The organism is Allobosea sp. TBD101 (assembly GCF_059817965.1).
In genome coordinates, this window is the sequence record NZ_CM187543.1 from 5,320,001 (window position 1) to 5,332,389 (window position 12,389).

At 66.4% G+C, this 12,389-nt stretch carries 11 protein-coding genes (1 of these 11 cut by a window edge); 8 read left to right on the forward strand and 3 right to left on the reverse strand.

All coding sequences use genetic code 11. The features are described 5' to 3' along the window. From ilvD to AC6RIC_RS25790, 3 genes are all read left to right on the forward strand, one after another. A protein-coding gene (gene ilvD / locus AC6RIC_RS25780; protein WP_499734502.1) for a dihydroxy-acid dehydratase crosses the window boundary here: on the forward strand, positions 1 to 1,793 show its 3' portion. 49 nt of this gene lie to the left of the window's left edge; the window shows 1,793 of its 1,842 coding nt (coding positions 50-1,842); the start codon falls outside the window, past its left edge; it ends in the stop codon at positions 1,791 to 1,793. Positions 1,794 to 2,131: 338 nt separating this feature from the next. Next, positions 2,132 to 3,238, forward strand: a complete 1,107-nt coding sequence (locus AC6RIC_RS25785) for an HPP family protein (protein WP_499734503.1) — start codon at positions 2,132 to 2,134, stop codon at positions 3,236 to 3,238. Positions 3,239 to 3,309: 71 nt separating this feature from the next. Then, positions 3,310 to 4,245: a hypothetical protein gene (locus AC6RIC_RS25790; protein WP_499734504.1), complete on the forward strand. Its 936-nt coding sequence runs from the start codon at positions 3,310 to 3,312 to the stop codon at positions 4,243 to 4,245. Between the two features lie 258 nt (positions 4,246 to 4,503). On the opposite strand, the gene AC6RIC_RS25795 is transcribed toward AC6RIC_RS25790, so the two are convergent. After that, positions 4,504 to 4,986 (reverse strand): hypothetical protein, encoded by a 483-nt coding sequence (locus AC6RIC_RS25795; protein ID WP_499734505.1) that lies wholly within the window; start codon positions 4,984 to 4,986, stop codon positions 4,504 to 4,506. 240 nt (positions 4,987 to 5,226) lie between these two features. Between AC6RIC_RS25795 and AC6RIC_RS25800 the strand changes: the two genes are divergently transcribed. Both AC6RIC_RS25800 and AC6RIC_RS25805 read left to right on the forward strand, forming a co-directional pair. Continuing rightward, a complete protein-coding gene (locus tag AC6RIC_RS25800) occupies positions 5,227 to 5,670 on the forward strand; it encodes an Lrp/AsnC family transcriptional regulator (RefSeq protein ID WP_061971852.1) in 444 nt (147 codons plus the stop codon). Positions 5,671 to 5,849: 179 nt separating this feature from the next. Continuing rightward, entirely contained in the window at positions 5,850 to 6,977 is a 1,128-nt protein-coding gene (locus AC6RIC_RS25805; RefSeq protein WP_499734506.1) for a saccharopine dehydrogenase family protein, read from the forward strand. Between the two features lie 33 nt (positions 6,978 to 7,010). Here AC6RIC_RS25805 and AC6RIC_RS25810 read toward each other — a convergent pair whose 3' ends face one another. Next, the gene (locus AC6RIC_RS25810) at positions 7,011 to 7,625 is read right to left on the reverse strand and encodes an HAD family hydrolase (protein WP_499734507.1); all 615 of its coding nucleotides are present in this window, start codon (positions 7,623 to 7,625) and stop codon (positions 7,011 to 7,013) included. Positions 7,626 to 7,696: 71 nt separating this feature from the next. Between AC6RIC_RS25810 and msrQ the strand changes: the two genes are divergently transcribed. Both msrQ and AC6RIC_RS25820 read left to right on the forward strand, forming a co-directional pair. Next, entirely contained in the window at positions 7,697 to 8,632 is a 936-nt protein-coding gene (msrQ, locus tag AC6RIC_RS25815) for a protein-methionine-sulfoxide reductase heme-binding subunit MsrQ (RefSeq protein ID WP_499734508.1), read from the forward strand. A 237-nt stretch (positions 8,633 to 8,869) separates the two neighbouring features. Further along, entirely contained in the window at positions 8,870 to 10,600 is a 1,731-nt protein-coding gene (locus AC6RIC_RS25820; protein ID WP_454658722.1) for an MFS transporter, read from the forward strand. Between the two features lie 10 nt (positions 10,601 to 10,610). Here the strand turns inward: AC6RIC_RS25820 and AC6RIC_RS25825 are convergent, their stop codons facing one another. After that, positions 10,611 to 11,408, reverse strand: coding sequence for an undecaprenyl-diphosphate phosphatase (locus AC6RIC_RS25825; protein WP_499734509.1), 798 nt, complete (start codon positions 11,406 to 11,408; stop codon positions 10,611 to 10,613). A 258-nt stretch (positions 11,409 to 11,666) separates the two neighbouring features. Here AC6RIC_RS25825 and AC6RIC_RS25830 point away from each other — a divergent pair, with 258 nt between their 5' ends. Next, entirely contained in the window at positions 11,667 to 12,359 is a 693-nt protein-coding gene (locus AC6RIC_RS25830) for a glutathione S-transferase family protein (protein WP_499734510.1), read from the forward strand. Positions 12,360 to 12,389 lie beyond the last annotated feature (30 nt).

Below are 12,389 nucleotides of genomic sequence, written 5' to 3' on the forward strand. Positions count from 1 at the left end.
GCGCCCGCGGCCTGTGGCGCGCCACCGGCATGAAGGACAGCGATTTCGGCAAGCCGATCATCGCGGTGGTGAACTCCTTCACCCAGTTCGTGCCCGGCCATGTCCATCTCCAGGACCTCGGCCAGCTCGTCGCGCGCGAGATCGAGAAGGCCGGCGGCGTCGCCAAGGAGTTCAACACGATCGCGGTCGATGACGGCATCGCCATGGGCCATGACGGCATGCTCTACAGTCTGCCCTCGCGCGAGCTGATCGCCGACAGCGTCGAATACATGGTCAACGCACATTGCGCCGACGCGATGGTCTGCATCTCGAATTGCGACAAGATCACGCCCGGCATGCTGATGGCCTCGATGCGCCTGAACATCCCGACCGTCTTCGTCTCGGGCGGGCCGATGGAGGCCGGCAAGTTCATCGCCGAAGGCGTGCTGAAGAAGGTCGACCTCGTCGATGCGATGATCGCAGCGGCCGACGACAAGTACACCGACGCCGAAGTCGACGTGATCGAGCGCTCGGCCTGCCCGACCTGCGGCTCCTGCTCGGGCATGTTCACCGCCAATTCGATGAACTGCCTGACCGAGGCGCTCGGCCTCGCGCTGCCCGGCAACGGCTCGACGCTCGCCACCCATGCCGACCGCAAGCGCCTCTTCGTCGAGGCGGGCCATCTGATCGTCGATCTCGCCCGCCGCTACTACGAGCAGGACGACGAGAGCGCGCTGCCGCGCAATGTCGGCTCGTTCAAGGCGTTCGAGAACGCGATGACGCTCGACATCGCCATGGGCGGCTCGACCAACACGGTGCTGCATCTGCTGGCGGCAGCGCATGAGGCCGAGATCGACTTCACCATGGCCGATATCGACCGGCTGTCGCGGCGGGTGCCGGTGCTGTGCAAGGTCGCGCCGGCCGTCGCCGACGTTCATATGGAAGACGTGCATCGCGCCGGCGGCATCATGGCCATCCTCGGCGAGCTCGACCGCGCCGGGCTGATCGACACCTCGCTGCCGACCGTGCACAGCACGACGATGGCGGACGCGCTGGCGCGCTGGGACATCACCCGGACAGAGAGCGAGGCGGTGCGCTCCTTCTATAGCGCCGCGCCCGGCGGCGTGCCGACCCAGACGGCCTTCAGCCAGGACCGGCGCTTCGCCGAGCTCGACGCCGACCGCGAGAAGGGCGTGATCCGCAGCGCAGAGCATGCCTATTCCAAGGATGGCGGTCTCGCCGTGCTGTTCGGCAACATCGCGCTCGACGGCTGCATCGTGAAGACGGCCGGCGTCGATGCCTCGATCCTGAAGTTCTCCGGCCCGGCCGTGATCTTCGAGAGCCAGGACGCCGCGGTCGAGGGCATCCTCAACCGCAAGGTCAAGCCCGGCGATATCGTGCTGATCCGCTATGAGGGCCCCCGCGGTGGGCCGGGCATGCAGGAGATGCTCTATCCGACGAGCTATCTGAAGTCGAAGGGCCTCGGCAAAGCCTGCGCACTGATCACCGACGGACGCTTCTCCGGCGGTTCCTCCGGTCTTTCGATCGGCCATGTCTCGCCGGAAGCGGCCGAGGGCGGCGCGATCGGCCTCGTCGAGAGCGGCGACATCATCGCGATCGACATCCCCAATCGCAGCATTTCATTGCAGGTCTCAGACGAGGAACTGGCGCGCCGCCGCGCCGCGATGGAGGCGAAGGGCAAGGATGCCTGGAAGCCGGCCGCGCCGCGCAAGCGCAAGGTCACGACCGCGCTGAAGGCCTATGCCGCGACGACGACGAGCGCGGCCAAGGGCGCGGTGCGCGTCGTCGATTGATAGCGAGCAGGTTGCCCTGCCGGACGACCGGCCAAAGGCAATCATCTCTTCTCGGAAATGCGGTCATCCCGGCCGAAGCGCAGTGGAGAGCCGGGATTCATGCCTGAACCTTCTACGAAAGCGCTCAGGCATGGATTCCGGGTCAAGTCCGGGATGACCTGCGTGGTTCCGGAGATCATGAACGGTCCCTAGATCGAAATTCTCCGATCGCGCGGTTCGAAATGGCGTTTCTGCCTTTTGCAGAATGACCGCCGATTTGACGGCTGAATGGCGTTGCCCTGCCGATCCCGATCGGCCTATTGGACCTGCCTGATATTTAAGCAGCCCAATCGGCCGTTATGAATTCCGCTTCCCCTCCTTCCCCGGCGAGCCGTCGTTCCCGGTTCCGTTTCTTCGTGCCGATCCTGGCCGGCGCGACCTGGCGCGACCGGCTGGTCGCCTGCGTTGGCGCGCTTGTCTGTGTCGGCGCGACCGGGCTGATCTGCAGCCTGCTGCTCGGCAATGATCCGCACCTGCCGCTGCTCGTCGCGCCGATGGGCGCCTCCGCCCTGCTGCTCTTCGCGATCCCGTCGAGTCCTCTGGCGCAGCCATGGTCGATTGTCGGCGGCAACACCGTCTCCGCCCTGATCGGGCTCCTCGTCAGCCGCTATGTGCCGGAGCCAGCGGTCGCGGCCGGCTGCGCCGTCGCATTCGCGATCGCGGCCATGTCGCTGCTGCGCTGCCTGCATCCGCCGGGCGGGGCGGCCGCGCTGACCGCGGCGCTGGGCGGGCCGGCAGTCGCGACCTACGGGCTCGGCTTCGCCTTCGTTCCCGTCGGCCTCAACGCGCTGGTGCTGACCCTGCTCGGCATCGCGTTCCATCGCTTCTCCAGCCACAGCTATCCGCATCGCGCGCAGGCCCCGGCGAACAGCCACGGCACCAAGGACCTGCCGTCGGCGCAGCGCGTCGGCTTCAATGAGGCCGATATCGACGCGGCGCTGAGCGATGTCGGCGAGACCTTCGACATCGACCGGGAGGATCTCGACCGGCTGCTGCGGCGCGTCGAATTGCATGCGCTCGCCCGCAAGCACGACCTGCCGCGCTGCGCCGACATCATGTCGCGCGACCTCGTCCGGGTCGACCAGCACGACGATATCGAGACCGCCCGCCGTCTGCTGCTCGACCATGCGGTCCGGACGCTGCCGGTGGTCGACCGCGAGAACCGGGTGCTCGGCACGGTCGGCCTGCGCGAACTGACGCACCCGGGCCTGCGCGTGCGCGACGTGATGTCTCCCGCCGTGATCGCGCGCCCGGACGAGCCGGCCGTCGATCTCATCGCCGCCCTCACCGATGGCCGCCACCACGCCGTCATCGTGGTCGACGACCAGGAGCGTCTGACCGGGCTCGTCAGCCAGAGCGATCTCCTCGCCATGTTGCTGCGCCCGCTCAAGCGCGAGGCGGCCTGACGAAAAAGCGGGTTCCCCCCAGCCGCCATCCTGCTTTAGCCTTGGGATGGGATTTCAACGGAGGAAACTGGATGCGGGCCGCGATCGTCGCCCTGAGCTGTTTTCTGTCGTTGCCGGCGTCGGCGGCCGGCCCGTTCGGCAAGATCGTCGTCGGCAACTGGTCGGGCGGGACCTTCACCAACGACCAGACCGGCGCCTTCTCGCATTGCGCCGTCAGCGCCAGCTACAAGAGCGGCGTCACGATGCTGACCTCGGTAACCGCGCAATTCTCCTGGCTGCTCGGCTTCTCGAAGCCAGACTGGAAACTCAGGACCGGCGAGACGCTGAAGCTTCAGCTCGTGTTCGATCGGCGCTCGACCATCGACGTCACCGCCAACATCAAGTCGCCAACGCTCGTCACCATCGCCATGCCGGCACAATCCGCCCTGATCAACGCCTTCCGTCAGGGGCGCTATCTCGAGCTGGTGGCCAATGACGCACGCTATACCTTCGCGCTGACCTCGACCGGCGAGATGCTGCCGGCGCTGGTCGAATGTGTGAAGCAGAGCGCCAATGTGCGCGGGCCGGTCTCGCCCGGCGCTCCCGCCCAGGCGCAGACGCCTCAGCCGAGCGAGCAGGAGCGAGCGGCGCGGGCCGAGAAAAAGGCGTTGCTGGAAAAGACGCGCGACCTGATCCGCACCAAGATGCTGGCCTGTATCGGCCGCGAGGGCGCGCCGATGCTGCTCACGGACGAAAAAGCGGAGGTCGTCGCCAAGGCCGCGATGCTGTTCTGCAAGGGCGATGTCGACGCCCTGACCAACGCCACGATCGAACTGATCGAAACCGAGGACGGCCGGCCGGCCAATCGCAACGCCGTGCGCGATGCCGCGGAGAAGCGCGTCCAGGAGGTGGTGACGGCCCATGTCATCCGCTCGCGCGGCGAGATGATCAGCAAGGGGCAGCGGCCGGGCGACCCCGCACCAAGCCGGCCGACCGATTCAGGTTCACGCCCCTCGCAGTCGCTTTGAGCGATGCCCCCACCTGATCGCAGCGGCTTCGAATCCCGCCTCGTCATTCCGGGGCTTCGCGTAGCGAAGAACCCGGAACCCACGACTGGGTGAGCGGCTCCGACGCGGCATAGAATGTCTCACCCGGTCGTGGGTTCCGGATCGGCGCCGCTCGCGCGGCTTGTCCGGAATGACAACGCGTTTCCCTTAACGACCCTACGAACGAAAAACGCCGCGCCTTGCGGCGCGGCGTTCCGGAAACTCGGCTGCGTCTGAAGATCAGCCCTTCAGCTTGGTGTTGCACTGGCTCCAGTAGCCGCCGCCCTTCTCGATCCACTTGAGATCGCCATTGGCATTGGCCGCCTTGTTGGCATTGTACTGATCGACGCAGGTCTTGAGGCGCGCCTTGCCGGCCGTCTCGCTCGAATATTTCTGCGAAACCGCCTTCGGGAAGACAGCAGGCTTCGCCTTGCCGGCAGGCATCGCGGCGGGCTTGGCAGCGGGTGCCGCCGCCGTAGCGGAAGCGGCGGGCTTCGCCGGCTCGGCCGGCATGGCAGCCGCAGCCTCGTCGTCGGCAGCGTCGTCGTCGCCGCACTGGGCCTTGCGGAAATCGTTCCACTTCTGGCCCTTCAGCGTATTGGCCTTCTTGGCGTCCTGATACTTGACGCTGCATTCCTTCATGGTCAGCGCCGAAGCGGGCACCACGGAGAAGGAGACAAGGGCGAAAGCCGATGCTGATGCGAGAATGAGAGTCCTGAACATGGCGTTCTCCATGGCAAAGCGTGCTGCCGCCGGTCGGCATGCCACTCCGATTTTCACCCCGAAGCAAGTCCCTCCGGCGCGTGAGCAATGCTTCGGACCACAAGATGTTCCTTTTCGGGCAGGCTTTTCGTTCCATACCGTCAATTGACGGCGCCGGTCTCAGCGGTACTGAAGGCGGCTCTTGCGATAAGCCGGGATTTCCCTGCTATATGACGCCCCCGCCGAACCGCTGGAGACGACATGGCACGGCCGTCAGACGCCGCGAAGGACCGCGAGCTCATCCGCATCCTCACCGAGAATGCCCGCCTGCCGCTGTCGGAGATCGCCAAGCAGCTCGGCGTCTCCCGCGCGACGGCGCAGGGACGGCTCAGCCGTCTCGAACGCGACGGAGTGATCGCCGGCTACACCACGATTCTCGGCAAGGCGAGCCGGCCGGCAACCACGATTGCGGCGCTGATCCTGATCGAACTGGAGATGAAACAGCAGGGCGGCGTGGTCGCGGCGTTGAAAAAGCGGCCGGAAATCGTGCAATGCCACACGCTGAGCGGCCATTTCGACCTCAGCGTCAAGATCGAGTGCGAGACCTCCAGCGACCTCGACACGATCATCGACTGGATCGCGGAAATGGAAGGCGTGCGCCGGACGACCTCCTCGGTGATTCTGGCCCGCAAGTTCGAGCGTTGAGCGCGCGGCTGCCGCAGTGCTCGCCGTTTCCCGTCACTCTTGTTCATATCCCATCGAATTGACTGATCAAAACATCCTCCTCCGGCGATCCGCCCGTTAAAGCCTGCGTGGCTTGCGGCGATGCTCCGCATCGAGGGGGAGGCTCCTGGCCGACCCGATACCCACCAGGAGATAGCAAGATGACCATCAAGAAGCGCATTGCCGTGCTCGGCGCCGGCCAGATCGGCGTCATCATCGCCGGCATGCTGGCCGAGCAGGGCCATCAGGTGACACTGGCCGACGCGTCCGCCGCGCAGCTCAAGAACGCCGCCGGCAGCCGCTTCGCCACCGAGACCGTCGACGCCTCGAACCTCGACGCGCTCCGCGTGTTCCTGAAAGACCGCGACATCGTCGTCAGCGCCTGCCCCTATTTCCTGAACAAGGGCATCGCCAAGGTCGCGGCCGAGACCAAGACCCATTATTTCGACCTGACCGAGGACGTCGCCACCACCTCCTACATCAAGGAACTCGGCGAGACCTCCGACGTCGCGCTCGTTCCGCAGTGCGGGCTGGCGCCCGGCTTCATCTGCATCCTCGGCGCCGACATGGCGGCGCGTTTCGAGAACGTCCGCGCCATCAAGATGCGCGTCGGCGCGCTGCCGCTCTATCCGACCAATGCGCTGCGCTACAACGTGACCTGGTCGGTCGATGGCCTGATCAACGAATACTGCAACCCCTGCGAGATCGTCTTCGACGGCCAGCCGACCCTGGTGCCGGCGCTTGAAGGCATCGAGAGCGTCATGATCGACGGCGTCGCCTACGAGGCCTTCAACACCTCGGGCGGCCTCGGCACGCTGACCGAGACGCTCGCCGGCAAGGTCCGCAACATGAGCTACAAGACGCTGCGCTATCCCGGCCATGCCGAGATCATGAAGCTGCTGCTGCGCGACCTCGACCTCGCCGACGACCGCGAGACCCTGCGCCGCATCCTGACGCATTCCGCGCCCTTCACCCGCAAGGACGTGGTCGTGATCTTCGTGACCGGCGTCGGCGAGCGCAACGGCCGCCTCGAGGAAGAGAGCGTCGTGCTGCGTTATGACGGCAATGACGAGCTCGGCGCGATCCAGCTCACCACCGCCGCCGGCTGCGTCGCGATGGTCGAGCTGTTCCTCGCCGGCAAGCTGCCCGCCAAGGGCTTCGTGCGCCAGGAAGACGCCGTCCTCGCCGATTTCCTCGCGACCAAGGCCGGCGCCCGGCTGGTCGGCGAAGCCCGCGGCGTCGATGCCGCCGGCCTCGTGCCGAGCGTCGCGATCAAGAGCGCGGCCTGATCGCCTGCGCTCTCCCCCGTCAGGCTCTGCCCGTCAGAGCCTGACGCCCAGGCCGCGCAATTCGGCGCGCAGGTCGATGGGCTCGACGAAATGGACGGCCCGCATGCCGGCGGCGCGGGCCCCCACCACGTTCTTCTCGCTGTCATCGACGAAGATGCAGTCGCCAGCCTTCAGACCGTAACGATCGAACAGCACCTCGTAGATCGCGCGCTCCGGCTTCAACATCCGCTCATGGGCGGAGACGACGACGCCGTCGAAGCTCTGCAGGAACGGGAAGCGGACCAGGCATTCAGCCCATTTCTCGCGCGAGAAATTGGTGATGGCATAGACCTTCTCGCCCTGCCCCTTCAGCTCTTCCAGCACGGCGACGCTGTCGGCGATGGTATGCGGCACGCTGTCGTGCCAGCTCTCGTCGAAGGCGCGGATCTCGCGCTCCCATTCCGGATGCTGCCTGACCAGAAGGGCCACGCCCTCCTCCCAGCTCCGGCCGCGATCCTGCTCCAGATTCCAGTCGCCCGTGCAGATGTTCTGCATGAACCAGTCGAGCCGCTCGGGCTCGGGGATCAGCGAGCGGTAAATCAGCCGCGCATCCCAGCGCAGCAGGACGTTGCCGACATCGAAGACGACGATGGAAGTGCTGGAAGCCATGACCGAACCCGGTTGAAAGGGCCGGCAGGACAACCCATTCACGCCCTTGTGTCCAGATGTGCGGGACAGGGGTGGACCCCATCGTCTATGCCGGGGTGATGAGCGCCCGCCCCGCAAATACCAGCTTCCGCACCTGGCTGCCATGGACCGACCGGCAGGGCCGGTTCTCGACCTTAAGGGCCGCGGCCTTCGCGCTGCTCCTCGTGCCCGCGCTCATGCTGCTCTACGCCGCCTGGATGCATCAGCTCGGCTCGAAGCCCTGGACGCAGGCGATCCACCAGACCGGGACCTGGACGGTCAGGATCCTCATCGCCACGCTCGCGGTCTCGCCGTTCCGGGGGCTGCTCGACTGGAGCAAGCTGATCGGCATCCGCCGCATGCTCGGTCTCGGCGTCATGGCCTACGCGCTCGGGCATCTGGCGCTCTACTGCATCGACATGGCCTTCGACTGGGGCCTGATCGTCTCCGAGATCGTCAAGCGCTTCTACCTGACGATCGGCTTCGTCGCGCTGATCGGCCTCGTTGCGCAGGGCGTGACCTCGACCGACGGCATGATCCGCCGCCTCGGCAAGAACTGGCAGCGCCTGCACAATCTCGTCTATCCCATTGCGATGCTGGCACTGCTGCATTTCGCGCTGCAATCGAAGATCGACGTCACCGAGCCGGTGCTGATGAGCGGGCTGTTCCTGCTGCTGATGCTCTATCGCGGCCTGTATCGCTGGAAGCTGCCGATCTCCGTGCCGGCTCTCGTCGGAGTGGCGCTTCTCGGCGGGCTGCTTACGGCCAGCCTTGAAGCGGGCTGGTATGCGGCGACCTCCGGCGTCTCGGCCTGGCTGGTCTTCCAGGCCAATGCCGATATCCTGACCTATCAGGACTATGCCTCGATCCGGCCGGCGCATTGGGTCGCGCTCGCGGGCCTCGCGGTGGCGCTCAGTCATGGCCTGCGCGCCCGCAAGGCGCGCCCGCCGCGGCAAGTACGCGAGGCCGCTGCCGCGCGGGCGACGTGAGAGACTGATGAGGGACCCCAGCCCTCATCCTGAGGAGCCGCGGAACGCGGCGTCTCGAAGGATGCTCCAGATGGTTCGGGAGCCTCCTGAAACATCCTTCGAGACGCGCCTACGGCGCTCCTCAGGATGAGGGCTCAGGGAATGTCGAAACAGGTTGGGAGAAAAACTTTCCAAGTTTCGACATCTTCCAGATGGAAAGGGTTTCCCCCTCCAGCGCTCATGCTCTAACCCTATGACATGCCTGACGACCCGCACGCCCAGCCCACGGCCGATGTCGTAGAAGCCGAGCTCGCCTCGGAGGGCATCAAGCCTACCCGGGCCCGGGTCTCGCCCTTCGTTCCGCTGCAGCAGCCGATCTTCCGCGCCGTCTGGTTCGCCAGCCTCATCTCGAATTTCGGTGGGCTGGTCCAGGCGGTCGGCGCCTCCTGGATGATGGCCTCGATCTCGCCCTCGGCCGAGATGGTGGCGCTGGTCCAGGCCTCGACGACCTTGCCGGTGATGCTGTTCTCGCTCGCGGCCGGCGCCATCGCCGACAATTACGACCGACGCAAGATCCTGCTGACCGCGCAATGCTTCATGCTGGCGGTCTCGATCGGGCTTGCGGTCTTCGCCTGGTTCGGCCTGATCACGCCCTGGCTGCTGCTCACCTTCACCTTCCTGATCGGCTGCGGCACGGCGCTGAACAACCCGGCCTGGCAATCCTCGGTCGGCGACATGGTCCCGCGCCGCGACGTGCCGGCAGCGGTGACGCTGAACAGCGTCGCCTTCAACATCGCCCGCAGCGTCGGGCCGGCGATCGGCGGCGCGATCGTCGCGGCGGCCGGCGCGGTTGCGGCCTTCATCATCAACGCCTTCAGCTATATCCCGCTGCTCGTCGTGCTGGCGCGCTGGTCTCCGCCCAAGGTCGAGCGGCTCTTGCCGCGCGAGACGCTGTTCATCGCGATGAGCGCGGGCATCCGCTATGTCGCGATGTCCCCGAACATCCGCACGGTCACGCTGCGCGCCTTCGTCTATGGTTTCGGCGCCATCGTGGGCCTGGCGCTGCTGCCGCTGATCGCGCGCGATCTCGTGCGCGGCGGCCCGCTGACCTATGGCGTGCTGCTCGGGGCCTTCGGCGCCGGCGCGGTGGCGGGCGCCTTCATGAGCGCGCGCCTGCGACGGGCGATGAGCACGGAAGCGCTCGTCCGCTCGACCTTCGTCGCCTATGCCTGCGGCGTGACGCTGATTGCCTTCAGCCAGACGATCTGGCTGGCCATGGCGGGCCTGTGCGTCTGCGGCGCCTGCTGGGTTCTGGCGCTCTCGACTTTCAACGCGACGGTGCAGCTTTCGGCGCCGCGCTGGGTCGTCGGCCGGGCGCTGGCGATGTACCAGATGGCGACCTTCGGCGGCATGGCGATGGGCAGCTGGGCCTGGGGCCGCTCGGCGCTGCATTTCGGCGTCGAGAAGGCGCTGCTGATGTCGGCCGTGGTCCTGGTCGCCGGTGCCGTGATGGGACTGCGCTACCGCCTGCCGCCGCTCGAGGAACTCAATCTCGACCCGCTCAGCCGCTGGCGCGAGCCCAAGGTCGCGGTCGATATCGAGCCGCGCTCCGGCCCGGTCATCGTCACCATCGAGTACATCATCAAGCCGGAGGACGTCGTCGCCTTCCTGACCGTGATGGCGGAGCGGCGGCGCATCCGGCGTCGCGACGGCGCCCGGCACTGGACGCTGCTGCGCGACCTGACCGACCCGACGCTCTGGATCGAGCGTTACGACAGCCCGACCTGGGTCGAATATGTCCGGCAGAACCAGCGCGTCACCCAGGCCGATGCCGAGATCGGCGAGCAGGTCCGCGCCCTGCATAGCGGCCCGAACCCACCGGTGGTCCACCGCATGATCGAGCGGCAGACGGCGTCGTTGCCGCAACTGACGCCGAGCCGGACGCCGACGCTGGCGGACTCGCTCAACGACCCGTCACGGCCGGCTTGAGGCCTCGGCTTCAGCCGACGACCCAGAGGCCGGCAAGGCCGACCATGCCGACGATGATCCGCCACCAGGCGAAGAGCGCGAAGCCGCGCTTCGAGACGAAATCGAGGAAACTGCGCACCACGATCAGGGCCGAGATGAAGGCGGCGACGAAACCGACGCCGATCAGCACGCCATCGTCGAAGGTGAGGAATTTGTAGCTCTTCAGGAGGTCATAGGCGAAGGCGCCGGCCATGGTCGGCATCGCCAGGAAGAAGGAGAACTCGGCCGCCGCGCGCTTGCTGGCGCCGAGCAGCATGGCGCCGACGATGGTCGAGCCCGAGCGCGAGACGCCGGGGATCATCGCCAGGCACTGGATCAACCCGATCTTGAAATACATCGGCAGCGGGAAGGTGGTGGCGTCGGTGTGCTTCTCCTGCAATTCCAGCTCGTCGACGACGAGCAGGATCAGGCCGCCGGCGATCAGCGTGCAGCAGACGATGAAGGGGTTGAACAGCACGCCCTTGATGAAGCTGTGCAGCAGCGCGCCGATCACCGCCGCCGGCAGGAAGGCGATGAGCACGCCGATGACGAAGCGGCGGGCGGAGGGGTCGCTGGGAATGCGCAGCGCGATATCGAGCAGGCGGCGGAAATAGACCAGCGTGATCGCCAGGATCGCGCCGAGCTGGACCAGCACCTCGAAGGTCTTGCCGTTGGATTCGAAGCCGAGGAAATGGCCGATCAGGAGCAGATGCCCGGTCGAGGAGACCGGCAGGAACTCGGTCAGGCCCTCGACGATGCCGAGGATGAAGGCTTCGATCAGGTTGTGCATGGAAGGCTGTCCTCGCGCGAATCAGGCGGCCTGGACGTCAGCCCGGGCCGGGCCTGTCGCCGGCTTACGCCCAGCTCTTTGCAAATTGGTTACCACTTCGCGAAGCAGCAGCGGCAAATTGCGGAGATCGCCATCATCGCGGGTTGTGGCGTTTTTCCGGCATGACTATAGCAAGCCGCCGTCGCCTATCGGGTCGCTGCAAGCCCGGCGGCCCTGCTTCCGTCGCATTTTGCCTGCTTCACAGTCTTCATGAGTGCCATGGCGACCCTGTATCATTACCCGCTATGCCCGCATTCGCGTTTCATCCGCCTCGTGCTCAGCGAGTTCGGCATGGAGGCCGAACTGGTCGAGGAACGCGTCTGGGAGCGCCGGCGGGAGTTCATCGAGCTCAATACCGCGGGCACGACGCCCGTATTCCAGGAGCAGAACGGACTCGCCGTGCCCGGCGCCGGGCCGATCGCGGAGTATCTCGACGAGACGCGGGGGCTCGCGCTCGGCGACCGCCGCTTGCTGCCGGAAGGGCCGGGCGAGCGCGTCGAGGTCCGCCGCCTGCTCGACTGGTTCAACACCAAGTTTCATGACGAGATCACCAGCCCGCTCGTGCTGGAAAAGGTGATGAAGCGCTTCATGAGCCGCGACGAGGGCGGCGGCCCGCCGGAAATGAGCGCGATCCGCGCCGCGCGCGCCAATGTGCGCTATCATCTGCGCTATATCTCCTGGCTGCTGGCCAAGCGGAACTGGCTGGCGGGGGCGCAGATGAGCTATGCCGATCTCGCGGCGGCGGCGCATCTGTCCTGCGTCGACTATCTCGGCGACGTGCCCTGGGAAGAGGATGAGGCGGCTCGCGCATGGTATGCGAGGATCAAGTCGAGACCGAGCTTCCGGCCGCTGCTGAGCGACCGCATACCCGGCATGGCTCCGAGCGCCCATTACGACAATCTGGATTTTTGAAGGCCGAGAAGCTGAAGCGCGCCGTCGCCG

Bases quoted from the DNA above. Each gene is read 5' to 3' on its own strand.
- AC6RIC_RS25785 (WP_499734503.1), top strand. From the start codon at position 2,132: ATGAATTCCGCTTCCCCTCCTTCCCCGGCGAGCCGTCGTTCCCGGTTC.
- AC6RIC_RS25790 (WP_499734504.1), top strand. From the start codon at position 3,310: ATGCGGGCCGCGATCGTCGCCCTGAGCTGTTTTCTGTCGTTGCCGGCG.
- AC6RIC_RS25795 (WP_499734505.1), bottom strand. From the start codon at position 4,986: ATGTTCAGGACTCTCATTCTCGCATCAGCATCGGCTTTCGCCCTTGTC.
- AC6RIC_RS25800 (WP_061971852.1), top strand. From the start codon at position 5,227: ATGGCACGGCCGTCAGACGCCGCGAAGGACCGCGAGCTCATCCGCATC.
- AC6RIC_RS25805 (WP_499734506.1), top strand. From the start codon at position 5,850: ATGACCATCAAGAAGCGCATTGCCGTGCTCGGCGCCGGCCAGATCGGC.
- AC6RIC_RS25810 (WP_499734507.1), bottom strand. From the start codon at position 7,625: ATGGCTTCCAGCACTTCCATCGTCGTCTTCGATGTCGGCAACGTCCTG.
- AC6RIC_RS25820 (WP_454658722.1), top strand. From the start codon at position 8,870: ATGCCTGACGACCCGCACGCCCAGCCCACGGCCGATGTCGTAGAAGCC.
- AC6RIC_RS25825 (WP_499734509.1), bottom strand. From the start codon at position 11,408: ATGCACAACCTGATCGAAGCCTTCATCCTCGGCATCGTCGAGGGCCTG.
- AC6RIC_RS25830 (WP_499734510.1), top strand. From the start codon at position 11,667: ATGGCGACCCTGTATCATTACCCGCTATGCCCGCATTCGCGTTTCATC.